21 protein-coding genes are annotated in these 21,066 nt (G+C 70.0%); 8 read left to right on the forward strand and 13 right to left on the reverse strand.

Annotated elements, in window-relative coordinates:
• The first annotated feature begins 135 nt into the window (after positions 1 to 135).
• Positions 136 to 1,902: a class I adenylate-forming enzyme family protein gene (locus AB0D12_RS16095; RefSeq protein ID WP_362682162.1), complete on the forward strand. Its 1,767-nt coding sequence runs from the start codon at positions 136 to 138 to the stop codon at positions 1,900 to 1,902.
• Here the strand turns inward: AB0D12_RS16095 and AB0D12_RS16100 are convergent.
• Entirely contained in the window at positions 1,889 to 3,172 is a 1,284-nt protein-coding gene (locus tag AB0D12_RS16100; protein ID WP_362682165.1) for a M6 family metalloprotease domain-containing protein, read from the reverse strand. The two genes, AB0D12_RS16095 and AB0D12_RS16100, sit on opposite strands and share 14 nt — an antisense overlap.
• A 324-nt stretch (positions 3,173 to 3,496) precedes the next feature.
• On the opposite strand from AB0D12_RS16100, the gene AB0D12_RS16105 reads away from it, so the two are divergent.
• Together AB0D12_RS16105 and AB0D12_RS16110 are read left to right on the forward strand one after the other, a co-directional pair.
• On the forward strand, positions 3,497 to 4,147 hold the full coding sequence (locus tag AB0D12_RS16105) for a helix-turn-helix domain-containing protein (RefSeq protein WP_362682168.1): 651 nt from the start codon (positions 3,497 to 3,499) through the stop codon (positions 4,145 to 4,147).
• Positions 4,148 to 4,257: 110 nt separating this feature from the next.
• Entirely contained in the window at positions 4,258 to 5,775 is a 1,518-nt protein-coding gene (locus tag AB0D12_RS16110) for an MFS transporter (protein ID WP_362682171.1), read from the forward strand.
• Positions 5,776 to 5,859: 84 nt separating this feature from the next.
• Here AB0D12_RS16110 and AB0D12_RS16115 read toward each other — a convergent pair whose 3' ends face one another.
• The gene (locus tag AB0D12_RS16115) at positions 5,860 to 6,375 is read right to left on the reverse strand and encodes a MarR family transcriptional regulator (RefSeq protein WP_362682174.1); all 516 of its coding nucleotides are present in this window, start codon (positions 6,373 to 6,375) and stop codon (positions 5,860 to 5,862) included.
• A gap of 90 nt (positions 6,376 to 6,465) precedes the next feature.
• Here AB0D12_RS16115 and AB0D12_RS16120 point away from each other — a divergent pair, with 90 nt between their 5' ends.
• Positions 6,466 to 7,248 (forward strand): class III extradiol ring-cleavage dioxygenase, encoded by a 783-nt coding sequence (locus AB0D12_RS16120; protein WP_362682177.1) that lies wholly within the window; start codon positions 6,466 to 6,468, stop codon positions 7,246 to 7,248.
• 75 nt (positions 7,249 to 7,323) lie between these two features.
• Here AB0D12_RS16120 and AB0D12_RS16125 read toward each other — a convergent pair whose 3' ends face one another.
• Positions 7,324 to 7,854, reverse strand: a complete 531-nt coding sequence (locus AB0D12_RS16125; protein ID WP_362682180.1) for an N-acetyltransferase family protein — start codon at positions 7,852 to 7,854, stop codon at positions 7,324 to 7,326.
• 147 nt (positions 7,855 to 8,001) lie between these two features.
• Here AB0D12_RS16125 and AB0D12_RS16130 point away from each other — a divergent pair, with 147 nt between their 5' ends.
• Positions 8,002 to 9,000, forward strand: coding sequence for a sigma-70 family RNA polymerase sigma factor (locus tag AB0D12_RS16130; RefSeq protein WP_362682183.1), 999 nt, complete (start codon positions 8,002 to 8,004; stop codon positions 8,998 to 9,000).
• Positions 9,001 to 9,469: 469 nt separating this feature from the next.
• Here AB0D12_RS16130 and AB0D12_RS16135 read toward each other — a convergent pair whose 3' ends face one another.
• Positions 9,470 to 10,426 (reverse strand): transcriptional regulator, encoded by a 957-nt coding sequence (locus AB0D12_RS16135; RefSeq protein ID WP_327324210.1) that lies wholly within the window; start codon positions 10,424 to 10,426, stop codon positions 9,470 to 9,472.
• A gap of 63 nt (positions 10,427 to 10,489) precedes the next feature.
• Here AB0D12_RS16135 and AB0D12_RS16140 point away from each other — a divergent pair, with 63 nt between their 5' ends.
• Complete coding sequence (locus AB0D12_RS16140; protein ID WP_362682186.1) at positions 10,490 to 12,004, forward strand: MFS transporter; 1,515 nt, start codon at positions 10,490 to 10,492, stop codon at positions 12,002 to 12,004.
• Positions 12,005 to 12,114: 110 nt separating this feature from the next.
• Positions 12,115 to 12,288, forward strand: a complete 174-nt coding sequence (locus AB0D12_RS16145) for a hypothetical protein (RefSeq protein ID WP_362682787.1) — start codon at positions 12,115 to 12,117, stop codon at positions 12,286 to 12,288.
• A 58-nt stretch (positions 12,289 to 12,346) separates the two neighbouring features.
• Here AB0D12_RS16145 and AB0D12_RS16150 read toward each other — a convergent pair whose 3' ends face one another.
• The 4 genes from AB0D12_RS16150 to AB0D12_RS16165 all read right to left on the reverse strand — a co-directional run bounded on the left by AB0D12_RS16150 (position 12,347) and on the right by AB0D12_RS16165 (position 16,535).
• Positions 12,347 to 13,054 carry a VC0807 family protein gene (locus AB0D12_RS16150; RefSeq protein ID WP_362682189.1) on the reverse strand — a complete coding sequence of 236 codons (708 nt, stop codon included), beginning with the start codon at positions 13,052 to 13,054 and terminating at the stop codon, positions 12,347 to 12,349.
• A gap of 177 nt (positions 13,055 to 13,231) precedes the next feature.
• Positions 13,232 to 13,999 (reverse strand): DUF6227 family protein, encoded by a 768-nt coding sequence (locus AB0D12_RS16155; protein WP_362682192.1) that lies wholly within the window; start codon positions 13,997 to 13,999, stop codon positions 13,232 to 13,234.
• A gap of 145 nt (positions 14,000 to 14,144) precedes the next feature.
• Positions 14,145 to 15,269 carry a P1 family peptidase gene (locus tag AB0D12_RS16160; protein WP_362682195.1) on the reverse strand — a complete coding sequence of 375 codons (1,125 nt, stop codon included), beginning with the start codon at positions 15,267 to 15,269 and terminating at the stop codon, positions 14,145 to 14,147.
• 69 nt (positions 15,270 to 15,338) lie between these two features.
• Positions 15,339 to 16,535 carry a low temperature requirement protein A gene (locus AB0D12_RS16165; protein WP_362682198.1) on the reverse strand — a complete coding sequence of 399 codons (1,197 nt, stop codon included), beginning with the start codon at positions 16,533 to 16,535 and terminating at the stop codon, positions 15,339 to 15,341.
• 266 nt (positions 16,536 to 16,801) lie between these two features.
• Between AB0D12_RS16165 and AB0D12_RS16170 the strand changes: the two genes are divergently transcribed.
• Positions 16,802 to 17,008, forward strand: a complete 207-nt coding sequence (locus tag AB0D12_RS16170) for a hypothetical protein (RefSeq protein WP_362682201.1) — start codon at positions 16,802 to 16,804, stop codon at positions 17,006 to 17,008.
• A 7-nt stretch (positions 17,009 to 17,015) separates the two neighbouring features.
• On the opposite strand, the gene mscL is transcribed toward AB0D12_RS16170, so the two are convergent.
• The 5 genes from mscL to AB0D12_RS16195 form a co-directional block, all read right to left on the reverse strand.
• Positions 17,016 to 17,480: a large conductance mechanosensitive channel protein MscL gene (gene mscL, locus AB0D12_RS16175; RefSeq protein WP_362682204.1), complete on the reverse strand. Its 465-nt coding sequence runs from the start codon at positions 17,478 to 17,480 to the stop codon at positions 17,016 to 17,018.
• Between the two features lie 141 nt (positions 17,481 to 17,621).
• Complete coding sequence (locus tag AB0D12_RS16180) at positions 17,622 to 18,098, reverse strand: hypothetical protein (RefSeq protein ID WP_362682207.1); 477 nt, start codon at positions 18,096 to 18,098, stop codon at positions 17,622 to 17,624.
• 271 nt (positions 18,099 to 18,369) lie between these two features.
• Positions 18,370 to 19,221 carry an S-methyl-5'-thioadenosine phosphorylase gene (locus tag AB0D12_RS16185; RefSeq protein WP_362682210.1) on the reverse strand — a complete coding sequence of 284 codons (852 nt, stop codon included), beginning with the start codon at positions 19,219 to 19,221 and terminating at the stop codon, positions 18,370 to 18,372.
• Positions 19,222 to 19,314: 93 nt separating this feature from the next.
• Positions 19,315 to 19,659 carry an FmdB family zinc ribbon protein gene (locus tag AB0D12_RS16190; protein ID WP_362682213.1) on the reverse strand — a complete coding sequence of 115 codons (345 nt, stop codon included), beginning with the start codon at positions 19,657 to 19,659 and terminating at the stop codon, positions 19,315 to 19,317.
• A 68-nt stretch (positions 19,660 to 19,727) separates the two neighbouring features.
• Positions 19,728 to 20,990: an MFS transporter gene (locus tag AB0D12_RS16195; RefSeq protein ID WP_362682216.1), complete on the reverse strand. Its 1,263-nt coding sequence runs from the start codon at positions 20,988 to 20,990 to the stop codon at positions 19,728 to 19,730.
• Between the last annotated feature and the right edge of the window lie 76 nt (positions 20,991 to 21,066).

Here is a 21,066-nt window from a genome sequence, read left to right on the forward strand (position 1 = left end):
CCGCCAGGCTCTGTGGCAGGCGGTCGGCACACAGCGTGATCAGGCCTCGGTGGGCGGTACACCCACCTTGACGGTGTCCGGGTGCGGGCATAGCGTACGCCAGCGTACTGAGCAAGCGCTTAGAGAGGGTCGTCCGTGCCGCACCCCCACCCGCACCCCGATCCGTCCGCCCCCGCGCCCGCCCCGGCGCATGCTCCCGAAGCGCTCGTCGCCCCAGGGGCCCCCTTCGCTGTCGTCCGCGGCGAGGACGGTGGACTGCTGTACGCGGACGGGCCGCGCACCCTGCGGGAGTTCGTCGAGGCCACCTGGGCCTTCGGCGACCGGCCGTTCCTCATTGCCGCCACCGGGTCGTACACCTACCGGGAGTTCTTCGCCGCCGCCTCCGCGCTCGCGCGGCGGTTCGTCGAGGAGTACGGGCTGCGGCCCGGCGACCGGGCGGTCGTCGCGATGCGCAATCACCCCGAGTGGCAGATCGCCTTCTGGGCCGCACAGCTGGCCGGGCTGGTCGCCGTGCCGCTCAACGCCTGGTGGACCGAGGACGAGTTCACGTACGCCCTCGACCACTGCTCGCCGCGCGTGCTCCTCGTCGACGGCGAGCGGCTGCCGCGGGTCGAGGCCTGGCGCAAGCGGGCCGGTGTCCGGGCCGTCGTCTTCCACCAGGAGGTCGAGCCGACCGAAGGGGGCGAGGCGACCGAAGGAGTCGAGCCGACCGAAGGGGTCGAGCGGTACGAGGACTTCGAGCGCCCGGATCCGCTCGCCGCGCCGCCCGCCGTCGAGGTCCGGGCCGAGGACGACGCCACCATCATCTACACCTCAGGGACCACCGGGCGGCCCAAGGGCGCCGTCGCCACACAGCTCGCGCAGGCCGGGGCAGCACTCAATCCGCGGTTCCACGCGGCCGCTTCCGCGCTCGCGCGCGGAGTGATGCCGGGGCAGGGGCCCGCGCCCGTCGTCCTGCTGACGTTCCCGTTCTTCCATGTGGCCGCGTTCACCACGCTGTACTCGACGATGGCGGCCGGCGGAACGCTCGTACTGATGCGGAAGTGGGACGCCGAGCAGGCCCTCGAGCTCATCGAGCGGCACCGCATCACGTACTACTCCGGCGTGCCGACCACCGCGCTGCAGTTGCTCGATGCAGCCGAGCGGGCCGGGTCGGAGCTGGCGACGCTCTCGCACCTCAGCACCGGCGGGGCCGCCGCGCCGCCCGATCTCGTGGCGCGGCTGACGGCCCGGTACGGACAGCGGATCGAGCCGCGCAACGGCTACGGACTGACCGAGACCAGCGGTGGCGTGCTCGCCAACTTCGGCGCCGGCTACCGGGAGAACCCGGGCAGTGTGGGGCGGCCGTCGTCCGCGACCGAGGTGCGGATCGCCGGGCCCGCCGGCGAGCCGCTGCCCGAGGGCGAGGTCGGTGAGCTGTGGCTGCGCGGGCAGTCCCTCGTGCGCGGTTACTGGAACGATCCGGCCGCCACCGCCGCCGCGTTCCACGACGGCTGGTTCAGGACCGGCGATCTCGCGACCGTGCGGGAGGGGCGGGTCAGCGTCGTCGACCGGCTCAAGGACATGGTCATCCGCGGCGGAGAGAACGTGTACTGCGTCGAGGTCGAGGCGGTCCTGCACGATCACCCGGGGGTGGCCGACGCCGCTGTGCTGGGTGTACCGCACCCGGTGCTGGGGGAGGAGGTCGCGGCCGTGGTGCAGTTGCGCGCCGGGGCCACCGTCGCGGTGGACGAGCTGCGGGCGCATGTCGGCAGGTCCCTCGCGGCCTTCAAGGTGCCGGCGCATGTCCTGCTGCGGGACGAGCCGATACCCCGTAATCACACCGGGAAGATCCTCAAGCGGGAGCTCCGCGGGCCGGTCCAGGAGCAGCTGTCGCAGGACCGGTCGGTCAAGAACGCGTGACGCGCACCCGGTAGCTGCCGCCCGAGGCCTCGCGGATCACCGATATACGGATCCTGTTCCGGGCGTCGGTGAAGGTCTGGCCGGGCCCGTACGCCGCGTCGGAGAGCTCCGCGTGCACATTGGGCCGCCGGGTGCAGCCGCCGCTGTTGCGTTTGCTGTCCGAGACCGCCACCGGTCCCTGTCCGGTGTCCACGTCGGACTGCACGTGGTAGATCAGTACGCCCGGCTCGCACACGGCCTCGTCGTTGCCCGCCCTGGTGCGTACTTCCACCGCGTACCCGGAGTCCTCGGTCACCGGAACGATCGCCATCTTGGCGCCGCCCGAGGTGGCCAGCGGGGTCAGCGAGTACTCGGTGGTGCCGGGCGCGGACGCGCAGCTGATCTGGTCGGCGTCCAGCCAGCCGAGCTTCCACTTGTGCCAGCCCAGCAGATCGTTGTTGGCGCCCCAGTCCTCGGACATGATGTCCCAGTGGCCGACCGCGCCGCCGCCCTCGGTGGTGTAGAGGTCGGGCAGGCCGAATACGTGGCCGTTCTCATGGGGCAGTACGCGAAAGCCCGTCTCGTCGTACGACCCCGAGCCGTCGTCCTGGCGGCTGTAGACGAAGGACGTGTTGGCCAGCGGCACGCCGTCCGCGAGCGGGGCGTCGTCGTTGCCCGAGAAGGTCACGGAGAGCACGGTGTCCAGCGCCGAGGGGCCGGCATTGGGTGTGACCAGGATGTTGACCAGGTCGTATGTGCTGAAGTCCACCTTCGGGTCGGCGGCGGCCACGATGTCCTGGACGAGCTTGCGGTAGCCGGGCTCGTAGGGTGAGCCGCGCTCTATCCCGTACGCCGCGAACGGCATCGGCATCCGCAGCCAGTCGGTGAGCGGCGCGTCCGGGCGGTAGCTGAGCCGTCCGTACGAACTGGTCTTGAACCACTCCGAAGTCTGCGGGAAGAACTCCGCGAGCCGGTCTCGCGCCGGCCCCGGGCCCGGTGCGTCCGGGAAGTCGATCATCAGGTTGAGGGCGCGGACCTCGCCGGTGGAGCGCGAATATCCGGGCGGGGTCGGCATGCCCTCCGACATCTGCACGCCGATGGTGGACGCGATCCGGCACGGGCCGAGCCCCCGCTCCTGGGCGGCCACGGGTCCCGCCGATGCCCGCGTGGGGGCGGGGAGCGTGGCGCTCGCCGTGGTGAGGGCGGCGAGCGCGAGTGAGGCGAGGAGGGCGAGCGCGCTGAGGCGCCGGTGCCTGCCGGCTCCGCGTATCCGGTGGCGCGTCTGCTCCATGCAATCGCCTCGGGGTCCGCGGCAGCAGGCCGGCCCTCGCTGCGCTGTGCGATCAGCCTGTGACGGGTGGTGGCGGGCCGCGCGCGGGGTGGGCCGATCGTGGGTATTTCCCGCGGCTAATGCGTGATGCAGGTCACATTGGATGCGGGAAATAACCGGGGAGGGTTTCCCCGTTTGAACTCGTGTCCCCGCGAAACGGGGAAGCGGTCCCCGCTTGCGTAGCGATACGAGAGCGATTCGGGAGCGATACGAGCCGGACGGGCCGGACAGGCCGGGCCGGGAGACAGACCGGATGCGAGAGCCGGACAGAGAGGAAGTGGAGCCGTGAGCCCCGCCGCCGACACCGAAGCGCGCCGCTCCCCACGGCCTCGGGCAGACGCCCTGCGGAACCGGGAGCGGATCGTGACGGCCGCCCGCGAGATGTTCGTCGAGTTCGGACCCGAGGTCCCGCTCGACGAGATCGCCCGCCGGGCCGGCGTCGGAAACGCCACGCTCTACCGGCACTTCGCCGACCGCGACGCCCTCATCCATGAGGTCGTCCTCTTCGTTCTCGCCCGCACCACGGAACGGGCGCAGGAGGCGGCCGCCGAGGAAGTGGACACCTTCGCGGCGCTTCGCCGCTTCGCCCACGCGGCCGCGGACGAACGGATCGGGGCCCTGTGCCCGCTGCTGACCGGCACCTTCGAACGGCACTTTCCCGACCTGACCCATGAGCAGGAACGCCTGGAAGAGGCAGTCGACGGCCTCTTCGAACGCGCGCACAAGGCGGGCCGTCTGCGTACCGACGTCGCCGTCGGAGATCTGCTCGTCGCGCTCTCCCAGCTCACCCGGCCGCTGCCGGGCACCGTGTGCCCGAACATGGACCGGTTCGTACACCGTCATCTGCAGCTGTTCCTGGACGGTCTGGAAGCGCCCGCGCGCTCCGAACTGCCGGGCACGGCCGCGACTTTGGAGGACCTGCGGAGCACCCCGTGAAGCAGTAGATCCGTCACTTCCGATTACTTCGGGCGGCTCCGCCAGTCCCCCCTACGACTTCTTGACCACGTCCCGTTATGACCTCTTTGCATCCTTAGGTGGCTTCTCGCATGCCAAAAACAGCCGACATCTCACTTCCGGACCCGAGTCGCTGGAAAGCCCTGGTCTTCATAGCCCTGGCCCAGCTGATGGTGGTGCTCGACGCGACGATCGTGAACATCGCGCTCCCGCACGCCCAGCACGATCTGGGAATTTCGGAGGCCAACAAGCAGTGGGTCATCACCGCCTATGCGCTCGCCTTCGGCGGACTCCTGCTCTTCGGCGGCCGGATCGCCGACCTGTGGGGCCGTAAGCGCGCCTTCGTCGTCGGCCTGCTCGGCTTCGCCGGCGCCTCCGCGCTCGGCGGCGCGGCGACCGGCGAGGCGATGCTGCTCGGCTCCCGCGCACTGCAGGGTGCCTTCGGCGCGCTGCTCGCGCCCGCCGCGCTCTCGCTGCTCGCGGTGATGTTCACCGACGCCAAGGAGCGCGCCAAGGCCTTCGGTATCTACGGTGCGATCGCCGGTGGCGGTGGCGCGGTGGGTCTGATCCTCGGCGGCGTGCTGACCGAGTACCTCAACTGGCGCTGGACGTTCTTCGTCAACATCCCGTTCGCGATCGTCGCCGCCGCCGGCGCGTACTTCGTGATCCGTGAGCCGGCCGGCGGCCGTAACCGCTCGACGCTCGACATTCCCGGCGTGGTCCTGTCCACCCTGGGTCTGGTCTCGCTGGTGTACGGCTTCACCCGGGCCGAGTCCGACGGCTGGTCCGACACCACCACCGTTGGCCTGTTCGTCGCCTCCGCCCTGCTGCTCGCCGCGTTCGTCCTCACCGAGGCGAAGGTCAAGTCGCCGCTGCTGCCGCTGCGCGTCCTGACCGAGCGCAACCGCGGCGGTGTCTACCTCTCGCTGGGCCTCGCGATCATCGCGATGTTCGGGCTGTTCCTCTTCCTCACCTACTACCTGCAGATCGTCAGGGGCTACTCGCCGGTCAAGACCGGCTTCGCCTTCCTCCCGATGATCGCGGGCATGATCACCGGCTCCACCCAGATCGGTGCCCGGCTGATGACCCGGGTCGCGCCGCGGCTGCTGATGGGCCCGGGCTTCCTGGTCGCCGGAGTCGGCATGCTGATGCTGACGCAGCTGGACGTCGGTTCCTCCTACGCCGGTCTGATCCTGCCCGCGCAGCTGCTGCTGGGTCTGGGCATGGGTACGGCCTTCATGCCGGCCATGTCGCTGGCCACGCACGGGGTGCGTCCGGAGGACGCCGGTGTGGCGTCCGCCATGGTCAACACCTCGCAGCAGGTCGGCGGTGCCATCGGTACGGCACTGCTGAACACCATCGCCGCCTCGGCCACGACCGCGTACATCACCTCGCACGCGGCGGGCGCCACCAACAAGCAGCTGCTGCAGGCGCAGGCCATGGTGCACGGCTACTCGAGCGCCATCTGGTGGGCGGTCGGCATCCTCGCCACCGCCTCCGCGATCGCCCTCACGCTGATCAACACCGGGCGTCCGGGGGCCGGTTCGGTCACCGCGGCCTCGGGTGACGGTGTCGAGGACGAGATCAAGGTTCCCGTCGTCGCGCACTGACGCGAGTTCGGCGGACGCTGAGAGGTCAAGCGGAAAGGGCCCTGCCCGGGTGGTGAACCCGGGCAGGGCCCTTCGCGTGGTGCGTCAGCGGAGCCAGGGCAGGTCCGCGCCCGAGTCCTGCGGCTGGAGCCCCTCGGCCATGATCCGCATGATCTCGCCCAGCTGCCCTACCTGTTCGGGCGTGAGCCGGTCGAACATCGCCTGGCGTACGGCCTCTACATGGCCGGGTGCGGTCCGTTGCAGGACCTGGAAGCCCTCGTCCGTCAGTACGGCGTTCTGCCCGCGCTTGTCGGAGGGGCAGTCCTCACGACGTACCCAGCCGTTCTTCTCCAGACGTGCGATCGCGTGCGAGAGCCGGGAGCGGGTGATCTTGGCGTCGATGGCCAGCTCGGTCATCCGCTTGCGGCGGCGCGGGGCCTGGGAGAGCTGGACGAGCAGGCCGTAGTAGATGTGCGGCATACCGGCGTCGCGCTGCAATTGGCGGTCGAGGTGGTCCTCGAAGAGGGTGGTGGCGTGCAGATACGAGCGCCAGACGCGCTGCTCGTCGTCGGTGAGCCAGCGCGGTCCGGCGTCGCCCCCGCCGGTGGATGCCGTGTTCATGGATTCCACTCTACGACCCATTCTTGAAAGTTGAACTATATGGAGTTAGAGTTCGGATAGCTTGAAAGTTCAAGTAGACCGGGAGCTGTCATGAGTGCCACCCCCACCTCAGAGCGCATGCCCGCCCTCTATCTCTCCCACGGTGCCCCGCCGCTCGCCGACGACCCCGTCTGGCCCGGCGAGCTCGCCGCCTGGTCCGCCGGCCTGCCGCGCCCCAAGGCGATCCTGATGGTCTCCGCCCACTGGGAGGAGGCCCCGCTCGCGCTCGGCGCCACAGAGACCGTGCCGCTGGTGTACGACTTCTGGGGCTTCCCCGAGCACTACTACCGCGTGACGTACGCCGCTCCCGGTGCTCCGCAACTCGCCGACTCCGTACGGAAATTGCTGCGCGGAGCCGGTACGCCCGTGCAGGACATCCCGGACCGCGGCCTCGATCATGGAGCGTACGTCCCGCTGGTGGAGATGTTCCCGGGCGCCGACATACCCGTACTTCAGATCTCCATGCCCACGCTCGACCCGCAGAAGCTGCTGGAGATCGGGCGCAGGCTTGCGCCGCTGCGGGACGAGGGCGTGCTGATCGTCGGCAGCGGCTTCTTCACGCACAATCTGGCCGCGCTGCGGCATCAAGGGACCCCCGGCTGGTCGGCGGAGTTCGACGACTGGGGGCAGCGGGCGCTCGCGGCGGCCGATGTGGACGCGCTGCTGGACTTCGAGAACAAGGCACCGGCCGGGCGGCTGGCTCATCCGCGGACCGAGCACTTCGCGCCGCTCTTCGTCACGCTGGGAGCGTCTCAGGGCGAGCTCGAGAGCGGGCGGAGTGTGATCGAGGGCTTCTGGATGGGCCTGGCGAAGCGGTCCGTCCAGTTCGGTTAGTCCGTCCAGTTCGGTTGGTTCGACCCGGTTCGGCCGGCTCGGCCCAGTGCGGCTCGGCCCAAGCCGTTTGACGGCCTACCCCTCCAGGCCCAGCTTCTTCTCGTACCAGGCCACGTCCCAGTACTTCCCGAACTTCCTGCCCACCTGCTCGTACGTCCCGATGCGGCGGAAGCCGAAGCGGGTGTGCAGGCGGGTCGAGGCCTCGTTCGGCAGGGCGATCCCGGCGTACGCGCGGTGCAGGTCTTCGCCGTCCAGAGCCTCGAACAGCGATTTGTAGAGCAGGGTGCCGATGCCGCGGCCCGCCGCCTCGGGGGTGCAGTAGACGCTGACCTCGACGGAGGTGGAGTACGCGGCCTTGGGGCGGAAAGGGCTGCTTGTCGCGTAGCCGAGAATGAGGGCAGAACGGACATCCCGAGCAACCAAAAGACGGTGTGGGCCGTCTTCGGGGTGGGAGTGCAGCCAGGGGCGGCGCTGCTCGGGCGTGAAGACGGCCGTGTCGAACGTGATCGCCGTCTCGCGTACGTAGTGGTTGTAAAGCTCGGTGAGGGCGTCGAGATCGGCTTCCGTGCCCGCGCTGACCTGCACCTCTGTACGTCCCTGCGGCATTCGTCCTCCCCGGGTGACGGGACAGGGTACTGCATGATCACGAAAATGATGGGCCGCCTGGGAATTCTGTCCCGATTCCAGTCGTTGTTTCCATCGGATGCAGGGCACCCGGAAGGGTGTCGCGACCTACTCAGCAAGGGAGCTCGCATGGCAACCCGTGCCGTCGCCCGTCGTCAGTCCGACTCCAGTGGGACCGGCCGGGCAAGCAGCGTTCGCGCCGTGGGCGGGGAGATCGCCGACCGCGACCTGGTCGGCATGTACCTCGATGAGATCGCGCGTACGCCGCTGCTCGACGCCGCCAAGGAAGTCGAACTGTCCCAGACCATCGAGGCCGGTGTGTACGCGCGCCAGATCCTCGACAAAGAGGTGGAGAGCGATGCCGGCGGTGCCACGCGCGAGGAGCTCGAGGCGCTGGTCGCCGAAGGCGAGCGCGCGAAGGACATCTTCATCCGCTCCAACCTCCGGCTCGTGGTGGCCGTCGCGCGACGCTATCCGCGCAGTGGTCTGCCGCTGCTCGACCTGATCCAGGAGGGCAACGCCGGCCTGGTGCGCGCGGTGGAGAAGTTCGACTACGCCAAGGGCTTCAAGTTCTCGACGTACGCGACCTGGTGGATCCGCCAGGCGATCACCCGCTCCATAGCCGACCAGTCCCGCACGATCCGGCTCCCTGTCCATCTGGTGGAGGAGCTCGGACGCATCCGCCGAGTCCAGCGCGAGTTCAACCGCGAGAACGGCCGCGAGCCGGAGGCGGCCGAGGTCGCGAAGGAGCTCGCCTCGACGCCGGAGCGGGTCAGGGATGTCCTGGACTGGGCGCGCGACCCGGTCAGCCTGAACATGGCGGTGGACGACGCGGGCGAGACGCAGTTCGGTGACCTGCTGGAGGACACCTCGGCGGTGTCGCCCGAGCAGTCGGTGCTCACGCTGCTGCGCAGCGAGGGGCTGGACGACCTGATCGGCAGGCTCGACCACCGTACGGCGTCGATCATCCGGATGCGGTACGGCATCGAGGACGGGCGGGAGCGCACGCTGACGGAGGTCGGCAAGGAGCACGGCCTGACGCGCGAGCGAATCCGCCAGATCGAGAAGCACGCGCTGCTGGAGCTGAAGCGGATGGCCCGCGACACGGGCTTCGACGCGGCGGCGTAACCGCCCCTAAAGCGGACCCCGGTACCTTCCCCCCCGGTGCCGGGGTCCTTCTCTGCCCGGGTCACCCCGGGCGGAGGCCCTTGTCCGGTGACCGGGGAGTGTTTCCCCTATCCCGCCCCTTCCCGAACGGGGGGCTGTGCCCCCGGACCCCCTGCCGGGGGGAGGGTTACGTGGGAGCGTGGGCCGGGGGCGTTGGTGGTTGCTCTCCGTGGGTGGTTTCCTCCGGCGAACCGTGGGGGGATTGGCGGCAAAGCCGGGGTCACGCACCAAGAGCCTGGACGCCGCCGACCCCGAGGAGTCGAGCCCGGAGGGGCACCGGAGACCGCACCCGACAAGAACCCGCACCCCGCAGCCCGGGCAACAAGCACCCGCACCCCGCCGGAGGCAACCCGCACCGGGCAAGACCGGACGACCCCGGGCCCGGGCCACAAGACCCCCGCACCCCGCGCCCCGGGCCACAAGCAGAGGCTCACCGTGCCGCGCGGCTCAGGCGCGCGGCCAGGTCCGTTACGTACTCCGACAGCCGTCCCGGGCCATGGACCGTGAACTCGCAGTCCACCAGGGCCAGTCGGAGCGCCAGCCACTCCACCGAGTCCGCGGACCGCGCCCGCAGCCTGCACGTCTCCTCGCCCGTCGGCACCGGCGCGCCCAGATGTTCCGGGAGCCGCGCCGCCACAAACGCCGCCGGCGCCTCGAAGCTCACGTCGATGTCGTACTCCGGCTGCCGCGACATCGAGTGCCCGAGCAGCTTCGCCGCATCCCCCGTCGGCAGCTCCCGCGGCACAAAGCGCGCCCCCGTGGCAAAGGGTTCCGAGACCCGGTCGACCCGGAACGTCCGCCAGTCGTCCCGCTCGATGTCGTACGCGACGAGATACCAGCGACGGCCCGTCGAGACGAGCCGGTACGGCTCGACCTGCCGTTTGGTCTCGGTCCCGTCACCCGCGCGGTAGCCGAAGCGGAGGCGCTCGCGCCCGGTCGCCGTGCCCGCGATGACGGTCAGAGTCTGCGGGTCGATCGTCGCGCCGTCGCCCCGGGTGAGCGGGATCGTCGCCGCCTGGAGCGTGGTGACCCGGTGCCGCAGTCGCGACGGAAGCACCTGTTCCAGCTTGGCCAGAGCCCGTACGGAAGCTTCCTCGATGCCCTCGATGGCATGGCCGGCCCCCGCCCGCAGGCCCACCGCGATCGCCACCGCCTCCTCGTCGTCGAGCAGCAGCGGAGGCATCGCCGCGCCCGCGACCAGGCGATACCCGCCGACCGCCCCCTTCGTCGCCTCGACCGGATAGCCGAGGTCCCGCAGCCGGTCGATGTCGCGCCGGATCGTGCGCGGACTCACCTCGAGGCGCTCGGCGAGCTCGCTGCCCGGCCACTCGCGCGGAGTCTGGAGAAGGGAGAGCAGATTCAGGAGTCGTGCCGGAGTGTCCGTCATGTTCTTCAGAATGCCCGCTATCTAGGACATGGGCTGACCTATATCCACTCTAGATTCACCGTTATGAGTTCACAGCCCGCCGTACCGGATACGGCATCAGACCGTCGTCGCTGGATCGCGCTCGCCATCGTCATGACCGCGGCCTTCATGGACCTGGTCGACGTCACCATCGTCAACATCGCGATCCCGAGCATGCAGCGGGACCTCGGCGCCTCGTTCGGCGCGATCCAGTGGATCACCGCCGGATACGCGCTCGCCTTCGCCGCCGGTCTGATCACGGGTGGCCGGCTCGGTGACATCTACGGCCGCAAGCGCCTCTTCCTGATCGGCATCTCCGGCTTCACGCTCGCCTCCGCGCTCTGCGGTTTCGCGGCGAACGAGGAGATGCTGGTCGCCTCCCGTCTGCTGCAGGGCGCGACGGCCGCGATGATGGTGCCGCAGGTGCTCGCGATCATCCATGTCACCTTCCCGGCGCACGAACGCGGCAAGGTCTTCGGCATGTTCGGCGCGATCATCGGCCTCGGCGCGGTGTCCGGACCGCTGCTCGGCGCGCTGCTGACCCAGTGGAACCTCTTCGGTCTCGAGTGGCGCCCGATCTTCCTGATCAACCTGCCGGTGGGCATCGCCGGTCTGATCCTGGGCCGGAAGTTCATCACCGAGTCCCGCGCCCCGAAGGCGCTCAAGCTCGACCTGGTCGGCGTCGCGCTGGTCACGCTCGGACTGCTGATGCTGATCTATCCGCTGACCCGCGGGCGTGAGCTGGGCTGGCCGCTCTGGGGCCATCTGTGCATGGCCGGCAGCCTGGTCGTCTTCGCCGCCTTCGTGGCGTACGAGAAGAAGAAGACCCGCAAGGACGGCTCCCCGTTGGTCGAGCTCTCGCTGTTCAGGGTGAAGAGCTTCGCCGCCGGTATCGCCGTGCAGCTCACCTTCGGTATCGCCTGCGGGATCTTCTTCCTGGTCTGGACGCTGTACATGCAGATCGGTCTCGGCTGGAGCCCGCTGCGGGCGGGCCTGACCGGTGTCCCGTTCTCGATCGCCGTGTCCGCGGCAGCCGGGATATCCGTACAGAAGCTGGTGCCGCGCTTCGGCCGGAAGGTGCTCCAGGGGGGCGCGGTGACGATGGCCGCAGGGCTGCTGCTCTACATCTGGGAGGCCGGGCGGTACGGCACGGCGATCCATTCCTGGCAGATGAGCCTGCCGCTCGTGGTGATGGGCGTCGGGATGGGCCTGATCGTGGCACCGCTGACGGACGCGGTTCTGTCGGACGTGCCGCGTGAGCACTCGGGCTCGGCGTCCGGGCTGATCAACACGACGCAGCAGATGGGCAATGCACTCGGGCTCGGCCTGGTCTCGGTGGTCTTCTTCGGGTCGATCGACGACCGGATCGCGCCGAGCGCGGTGGGCAACGCCTTCGCGGACGCGTTCCAGAACTCGCTGTGGTGGGTGGTGGCGGTGCTGGTCGTGATCTTCCTGGTGATGTTCGCGCTGCCAGCGCGGCCGAAGCAGCATGTGGAGGGGGCGGACGCGGAGACGGAGACCGAGGGCCCGGTGGACCTGGAGCCCGTGCTCTCGCACTGACGCGGCCAAGGTGTACGACGAGGCTCGGCCCGGGACATGTCCCGGGCCGAGCCTCGCTGCGTCGTCGGGCCTTGCCCGGCCGCGGGTCAGGGCCCGAATGTGTCCGCCGCATGCCCGGATACCTGATCGGCAGCCCGTTCCTGTATCTGCTGGCGATCGCGGCCGGCACGGTGGTGAGCGCCGGACTCTTGATCCTGCCCAAGGGGATGGGCAGGACGGAGACGGAGGCTGCCGTCACCGGGACCTCCGCCGCCGAAGAGGCGAAGGTCCCCGTCGCGGCCTGAGGGACGTCGGGGCGACAGACGACGGACAACTGACAACTGGCAACGGACGAGCGACGGTTCAGGCCCGAGCCTGGGCTGCCGCTCCTGCCGCTCCTGCCGCTTCCGCTTCAGCCGCCGCTTCCGCCTCCGCCGCCTCGCGGCGCGCGCGGCCCTGCTTCCCGGCCCGGATCGTGTACACCATCAGGCCCGCCAGGATGACGATCGGCAGCACGTTGGAGACCCCGACCATCGTCTCCGTGTCCAGTACGTAGACCAGCCCGGCCTTCACGCCCGCCTCGGCCAGGAACGTCACGCCCCAGACGATGGTCAACCGCCGCTGGCCGGTACGGAAGCCCGGGTACTTGTCCCACATCGCGTTCCAGTCGGCGATGCCCTCAGGCGTACCGTCCGTGCCGAACTTGCGGCCGAAGTAGAAGATCAGCGGCCGCTTGAGCGTGAGGCTGACGAGGAAGGCAAGCCCGAGCAGCCCGGTCAGCGCGGAGTCCTTGAGGAAGAGCAGCTTCGCGCTGTTGTACGCGAGGGCGCTGACCGCTCCCAGCAGCAGAGTGATCAGGATCAGCATGCTGAACTCGTCCACGCGCCGCTTCATGGCGAAGTAGATCGTCAGCTCAACCAGTGGCCAGCAGGAGATGAGCAGCAGGGCGGGGACCTCGTGGATGCCGTGGTCGATCAGCATTCCGTACGTGATCCATGGCAGCAGAACGCCGAACAGGATCGTAGGTCCCCAGGTCAGAAGGATGTTTCCTCGTTTGCCGGATTCAGCCATGGTTGAACTCCATTCCCCCGAGCGGTCGTTCGCCGCAAAGACGGGCCGGAGTTTATGGAGTGAATGTGGGCAGAGGGCCGGCTTGGCGTGATCTTGACCAAGATCAGAGACAGGGTTTGGCCAAGGGGCAGGCCTCGTCCCCTCCGGCCGTTGGGCGGACGCTCACCGCACGCCGGTTCACCGCACGCTCGCGCGCAGCTCCATCGCCTCGCGCGCTATGTGCTCCGCGGCGTACACCTCGCACATATGGCGGCCGTCGGGCGTCGCCGTGTGCTCCACCTCCCACAGGCTTGTCTCGGTGCCGTCGAGCAGCAGGAACGCGTGCTCGTACAGTGTGAAGCCCGCGTCCTTCCCCTCCACCCGGCACTGGCGGCCGAAGACCTGCGTGATGTGGTGGGCGAAAGCGGCCCGCAGCAGGCGCGCGGTCTCCTCGCCCGGCCGGTCGGCGTTCTCCGCGCGGCGCAGCACGCGGCGCGCGTGGTCCGCGGAGTCGTCTGGGACGTACATCCGGGGGAGCGGGGCAGGGGGCGCGGACATCAGCGAGGTGAGCAGTTCCAGATCGGCGTCGAGGTCGTCGTCTTCGACGTCGGAGTCCCGGCCGGTGTCCGTGGGCCCGGCGAAGCCCGGGAAACCGGCGGGCAGCCGCGACGCGGCGAGGCGGACCTCGGACTCCTCGGTGTAGAGCTCGTGCTGCTCGGCGCCGTCGCGACCGGTGTTGTGCACCAGCTCCCACAGGACCAGGGAGGTGCCGTCGCTCAGCAGATAGGCATGCCGGTACGTGGCACGGTGCAGGGCCGCACTGTGGTGCGACGAATGCAGCGAACTGGCATGGGCCAGCGCGGATTCGAGCCGCTCGACTGTCGTGTCGGGCAGATCGAAGGAGTTGAGCGCCCGACCCAGGAGTCGCTCGAGCTGCATCTCGGTTGTCTCGTACGGATCGTTCAAGGTGGGTCTCCAGGCCGTCGCCGCAAGTCACTTGGTGATTGCTAAACGTAGCCCCTGGGTCTGACAACGTGTCCTGCGTTCGGGAAAACGAAGGGGAGTACGCGGGAAGTTCCCGTCCTCCCGGTCAACACGGCTGTCCTGTACGTCAGTCGATGTCGTACAGATCCCGGTACGAAGGGAAGGTGCCGCCGGGCCCGTCGACGCCCCGGGCCGCGAGAACCGCCCGCACGATCGCCCGGGTCACCACGTCCGCGCCCGCCGCGAGCACCTCGTTGAGGGCGAGGGGGTTGGTGGCGTCGAGCGGGACGGCGCCGGTGGCGAGCGTGAAGACGGTGTCGCCGTCGTTGAGGAGGTGGACGGGGCGTACGGCGCGTGCGATGCCGTCGTGCGCCGTGCCCGCGAGCTTCTGGGCCTGGGCACGGTTGAGATCGGCGTCGGTCGCGACGACGGCGAGGGTGGTGTTCAGCGGCGGCAGCGGAGGCCATCCGCTTGCGCGGCCCGTCTCGTCCAGCCGCTGCCACGCCGCCGTGTGGACCTCGGTCGGCGGGTAATCGACGCGGCCCTCGAAGTACTGGCCGTACAGCGCACCGGTCAGCGGGTCGATCACCGAACCCGCGGCGTTCGCGACCACCAGCGCGGCGACCGTGACCCCGGAGCCGAAGACGGTACTGGCCGTGCCGAGCCCACCCTTCAGCCGTCCCACCACCGCTCCGGTACCGGCGCCCACAGCGCCCTCCTCGACCGGTGCGCCGCTCTCGGTGGCGGCCGCCGCCTCCACCGCCGCGCGCCCGGTCGAGGCGTCCGGGCGAGCCTGCCAGTCGCCGCCGCGCCCCAGGTCGAAGACGCAGGCCGCGGGCACGACCGGCACGACATGGTGGGGCTCGGGCCCGACCCGTACACCGCGGCCCTGCTCCTCCAGCCAGGCCATCACTCCGGCGGCGGAGTCGAGCCCGTACGCGCTGCCGCCGGTCAGTACGACGGCCTCGATGCGCTGGACCAGGTTGCGGGGGTCGAGGGCGTCGGTCTCCCGGGTGCCCGGGCCTCCGCCGCGTACGTCGACGGCGGCGACGGCCCCGCCCTCGGGTGCGAGGACGACGGTGGTGCCGCTGAGCGCGCGGTCGCCCGGCACGCGCGCGTGGCCGACCCGGAGGCCGGCCACATCGGTCAGGCCGCCCGTGAGCCTGTCCGTGAGCCCGTCGGCCTGTCCGTCCGTCGGCCTGTCCCTCGGCCCGTCTGTCGTCCCGCCCGTCGGTGCGTCATTTGTTGCCATGAAGCCCATGCGTACCACGGGACTTGGCTCAGCGCCCCGGCCACGGCTACGTCCCGGCCATGGCGTCGCTCACGACCCGGCCGCCATCCTGGCGGTGAGCGTGACGCCGGCCGCGGTCGCCGCCGCCGCCACGGCCCCGGCCGCCAGGACCGCCCACTCCCCGGCGAACGTACAGAGCAGGGTCGCCAGCGCGGCGACGGGAAGGATGAGCTGCTGGGCGATCCCCACCTTGAAGTAGCGCGAGTGGAGTCCCCACACCAGCAGTATGAAGACGGCGGACGGGATGGTGACCGCGGCTGATGCCGCGGTGGTGGAGATATGCGTCTTGCCCACGGCTGCCTCGACCGCGACCTCGATGCCCGCGCCGATCGCGGCGGCCGAGGCGAAGATCCCGTAGTGGCCGTAACCCCAGAGGAATCCCTGCTTGTTGGAGGCCAGTCGGTCATGGGCCGGGACGACGAAGTAGATCCACCAGGCGGCGAAGACGATCAGCAGGCCGCCTGCGGCGATCGGCAGCACCTCGCCCAGCGCGTCGTTCTCGTCGATTCCGGACTTCACGGCGCCGGTGGCCGCCGCGATCGTCTCGCCGAGCACGATGATGGTGAACAGGCCGTAGCGCTCGGCGATGTGGTGCGGGTGCCAGTTGGTGTGGAAGTCTCTCTCGGCGTACACCGGTACGCACATCTCGGCGATCGCCATCACCAGGAAGATCCAGCCGCGGGCCGGCTCGGGCGCGAACGGCAGGGCGGTCCATCCGCCCTGGCAGAGGATCACGCCGCCCGCGTACCGCAGGGCCATGGTCCGCTCGGCGCCGGACGCGGCACGGGCGGCGCGCAGCCACTGCGTGGTCAGCGCGAGGCGCATCACCAGATAGCCGAGCCAGACGACCAGGAAATCGTGGTCCTGGAAGGCCTGGGAGACGCCGGCCGCCAGGATCAGTGCTCCCGCGATCTGGACGAGGGTCACCACCCGGTACAGAGCGTCGTCGTTGTCGTACGCCGAAGCGAACCAGGTGAAGTTCATCCACGCCCACCAGATGGCGAAGAAGACCAGCACATAGCTGAGAATGCCGTCCGCCGTGTGTCCCTCGGCGACGGCGTGCACCAGCTGCACACCGGCCTGGGCGATTGCCACGACGAAGCAGAGGTCGAAGAAGAGCTCGAGCGGGGTGGCGGCGCGGTGTTCCTCGTCGCGGCGGCGGGCGACCAGCGGGCGCAGGATGCTCGACGGGGTCACTGGACGGTCGGCGCCGGGCGTATGAGTCATGCGGCAAGCACAGCAGAGGGTGAGCTGCTGGGCGGGCGAGACGCGCACAGCCGCGGGCCGGGCCACCCGCGGGTCCGACCCGCCCCGGCGTCCAGGTCGTCCGCCGCCGTACCCGCCCCGGCGTCCAGGTCGCCGTAGCCGTACCTGCCGCCGTGCCCGCCGCCGTATCCACCGCGGCGTCCAGGTTGCCGCCGCCGTATCCGCCCCGGCGTCCAGGTCGCCCGCCGCCGTACCCGCACCTGTACTCGCCGCCGTACCCTGGACGTATGAGCACCGCCCCCGCCCCCGGACCGCGTGATGCGGAGCAGCCGCGGCAGCAGTCCCCAAAACCGAAGCTGATCTTCGACGATCCGCTGGACCAGCAATCCGCGGACGATACGGACCGTGGGTGGGGCGAGCGGCCTCTCGCGAGCGGCGACAGCGCCGCCGAGCTGGCGCGCTTCCTCGACGAGAAGCCGCCGCACCACATCTGAGCCGTCGCTACTGGTCGCGGCCCGAGCCGCGCTGTGCCACGATCGCGTCCCTGATCTCCTTCAGGACCTCGAGCTCGGTCAGCTCGATCACTTCCTTCGCGCCATCCTTGGCAGCATCCCGGGCGGCCCGCCTGGCCAGGTACTTGGACATGGGCAGCACCATCAGGAAGTAGACGACGGTCGCGGTGATCAGGAAGGTGAGCGTGGCGCCGAGCACGGACCCCCACATGATCCTGATGCCGTCCACCTCGCCGTGCACCACCTTGCAGGTGCCCTTCAGACAGGAGCTGTAGGAGTCGAGATCCTTGGTGCCGAACGCGCCTACCAGCGGATTGATGACGCCCTTCACCACGGCATTCACGATCTGGGTGAACGCCGCGCCGATGACCACGGCGACGGCCAGGTCGATGACATTGCCGCGCATCAGGAAGGCCTTGAAGCCCTCCAGGACGCTGACCTTCTTCTCGCTCACCACTGAGCCTCTCTTCGCATGTGCAGGACACGGAGCCAAACGCTCCGAAACCTACGTCAGCGTGTAGCCGCGCTGTCCAGTCCGCACACGCGAAGAAAGTGCCTGACGGTACGTCAGCACCACGGAGGCGCCGGATCCGAGTCAGCACACCGTCACTGCCAGTCGCGATGTCGCTCCCGCGCCTGCCAGGGCCGCGGCGGTGGCGCGCGGCACAGACAGGACAACCAGCGCACCGCCGTCCGGAGAAGCCCCGCGCAACGCCGGAACTCCGGTCACTCGGGCGCCCGATGCCACCACCCGCGCCGCAGTGCCTTCCCCCACAGGGGAGTTGGCCGCAGCGATCACATCCACCCGGTCTCCCGGGCGCAGCAGCCGGACCGTGGCGGCATCCGCGATACGCACCGGAGCGGACACCATCGCCGCGGCGGGCCGCCGCTCACGCTGCGGCGCGGCAGCCAACGCCTCGGCGCCGCCACCATCCGCTCCACGCGCACCCGAAGCGGCAAGCGCCGCCGCCGTCATGGCGAGCCCCGCCGCCATCGCACGTCGCCGCCGGAGCACTGCCCGCCGCAAGCGGTGCGCCCCACCGCGCACCCGCAGCGGGGCGAACGGCGGCACGCCGAGCAGCTCCGGCGCCGGGGAAGAAGAGAGAGGAGGGAGCGGAGAAGGGAGGGAAGAAGAAGGGAGAGCGGACAGAGGGGAAGGGAGGGGAGGGAGAGAAGGAGGGGGAAGCGACATGACACACACCGCCTGCCGTGAGGAGTGGAGTTGGACTGACCACTCCTCACGATCCACTCTCCGCGCGTATCCCGCCGACGCCTGTGGACGACCCCGGCGTTGTGGACAACTCCCTCACCCGCAGGAGGGTTCACCGCATCGGGCCGAAGGTCTACGGCAGCTGAAGCCCCGTGTCGATGCCGTCCAGCGCATGCGAACAGATACAGTCACGCGTCTCACCCGCCGGCAACCCCGCAACCGCGTCGAAGAGCACCGCGCGCAGCCTGTCGACACTTGCGGCGAAGACCTTCATCACGTCTCCCTGCGAGACGCCCTCACCCGTCTCGGCCCCCGCGTCCAGGTCCGTCACCAGCGTCATCGACGTGTAGCAGAGCCCCAGCTCACGGGCGAGCACCGCCTCCGGGTGCCCGGTCATGCCGACCACCGACCAGCCCATCGCCGCATGCCACTGCGACTCCGCCCTGGTGGAGAAGCGCGGCCCCTCGACCACCACCAGCGTCCCCCCGTCCACCGGCTCCCAGTCCCGCCCGCGCGCGGCCGCGAGCACCGTCTTGCGCCCATCCGGGCAGTAGGGATCGGCGGGCGACACATGCACCACGTTCGGAATCGTCCCGTCCGGCAACGGCAGACCGTCGTAGTACGTCTGCGCACGTGCCTTCGTGCGGTCCACGAACTGGTCGGGCACGAGCAGCGTCCCGGGACCGTACTCCGGCCGCAGCCCGCCCACCGCGCACGGCCCCAGCACCTGCCCCGCGCCCACCGACCGGAGCGCCCACAGATTGGCGCGGTAGTTGATGCGGTGCGGCGGCAGATGGTGGCCGCGTCCGTGCCTGGGCAGGAAGGCGACCCGCCGCCCGGCGATCTCGCCGAGGAGCAGTGAGTCGCTGGGACTGCCGTACGGGGTGTCCACCTGGATCTCGGTGACGTCCTCCAGGAAGGAGTAGAAGCCCGAGCCGCCGATCACGCCGATCTCTGCGTTCGCGTTGGTCGCATTCGTCGCCATGGCGATCACACTATCCGTACGCGAAAACGCCAAGGACCCCGCCGTACACAACGGCAGGGTCCGGAAAAGCAGGCGTCAGGCGGCCGAACTGTGTCAGGCGGCGGAGCTGCCGCTGGAGCTCGAGGACGAGCCCGACGAAGAGGAAGCCGACGTCGAGGAAGAAGAAGCGGCAGGCTTCGAGTCCGACGACTTCGCGCTCGTGGACGACGACGCGGACGCCGGCGACGATGACGTCGACGCGGACGAGCTGCTCGAGGACGCACCACGGCTGTCGTTCCGGTAGAAACCGGATCCCTTGAAGACAATGCCCACCGCCGAGAACACCTTCTTCAGGCGTCCATCACAGCCGGGGCACACGGTCAGGGCGTCATCGGTGAACTTCTGCACCGCCTCGAGGCCCTCGCCACATGCGGTGCACTGATACTGGTAGGTCGGCACTTGTCTTCCTCCTGGCACTCTCACTCAATGAGTGCTAACGACGGTCCATAGTGACGTATTCCGCTGGATCAGTCCACCGTCAGCGGCACGCGGTGACTCATCCCACGCGCCGCGATCCGCCCCGCAGCCTTCGGCGAGAGCCGCGAGCGGAGCGAAACCAGGGTGACCAGCGCCAGCAACGTGCCCACCAGCGGTACCACGAATCCGGCGCTCGCGCCGTTCTCGTCGGCCAGCCGCCCGGCCACCGTCACGGCCGCCGCCTGACCGAGCGCCACGGCGCCCGTCAGCCAGGTGAAGGCCTCGGTACGGGCCGAGGCCGGCACCAGCGACTCGACCAGCGTGTAGCCGCTGATCAGGGCGGGCGCGATGCAGAGGCCGACCAGCAGTCCCAGCCCCGCGAGCAGCGCCACGGAGTGCACCGCCCACAGCGCGGAGGCCGCCAGTGTCAGCCCGGCGTAGCCGAGCACCAGCCGCCGCCGCGGCCCGCTCTTCCAGGCGATGGCACCGCAGGCGATGCCGGCCAGCATGTTGCCGGCCGCGAAGATTCCGTACAGCAGTCCGTTGGCGCCGGGGTTGCCGATCTCCTCGGCGAAGGCGGTCAGCGAGACCTGCATTCCACCGAAGACCGAACCGATGCCGAGGAAGGCCACGGCCAGCACCCGCACTCCCGGGGCGGAGAGCGCGGACGCGTGCGGTTCGGCGGCCGTCGCCTTGGGGCGTACCGCAGGCTGCGTGCCGCTCTGGGCGGCGAAGAGCAGACCGCCGGCGAGCGTCAGTGTCGCCTCGGCGATCAGTCCGGCCGCCGGGTGCAACCCGGTGCACAGGGCGGTCGCGAGCACAGGTCCGACGACGAAGGTGAACTCGTCCGTCACGGATTCGAAGGCGGCCGCCGTCGACATCAGCGGCGAACCCTCCAGCTTGGCCGCCCAGCGGGCTCGCACCATCGGCCCGACCTGCGGTACGGAAGCACCCGTGGGCACGGCCGCGACGAACAGCGCCCACAGGGGCGCGTGCGCCAGCGCGAGCGCCGTCAGCGCGGACACGGAAGCGGCGTGCACCAGCACGCCGGGCAGCAGTACGGCCCGCTGTCCGAAACGGTCCGCGAGCTTGCCGCTCTGCGGCGCGAAGAGCGCCATGGAGACACCGGTGAAGGCGGCGACGGCGCCGGCGCTGCCGTACGAACCGGTGGTTTGCTGCACCAGCAGGACGATGCCGATGGTCAGCATCGCGAAGGGCTGCCGCGCCAGGAAGCCGGGGAGCAGGAATGTCCAGGCGCCGGGTGTGCGCAGGAGCTGCCCGTATCCAGGACGGTGGTTGACCGTGGATGCCACGGTCCGTGCCTTTCTGCCGCCTGGTAGCGCTCCCCTGGTACGCGTCGTACTTGTGGTACGAGACGCACGTGAGCCG

The sequence above is a fragment of the Streptomyces sp. NPDC048479 genome (genome assembly GCF_040651435.1).
Classification (GTDB): Bacteria; Actinomycetota; Actinomycetes; order Streptomycetales; family Streptomycetaceae; genus Streptomyces.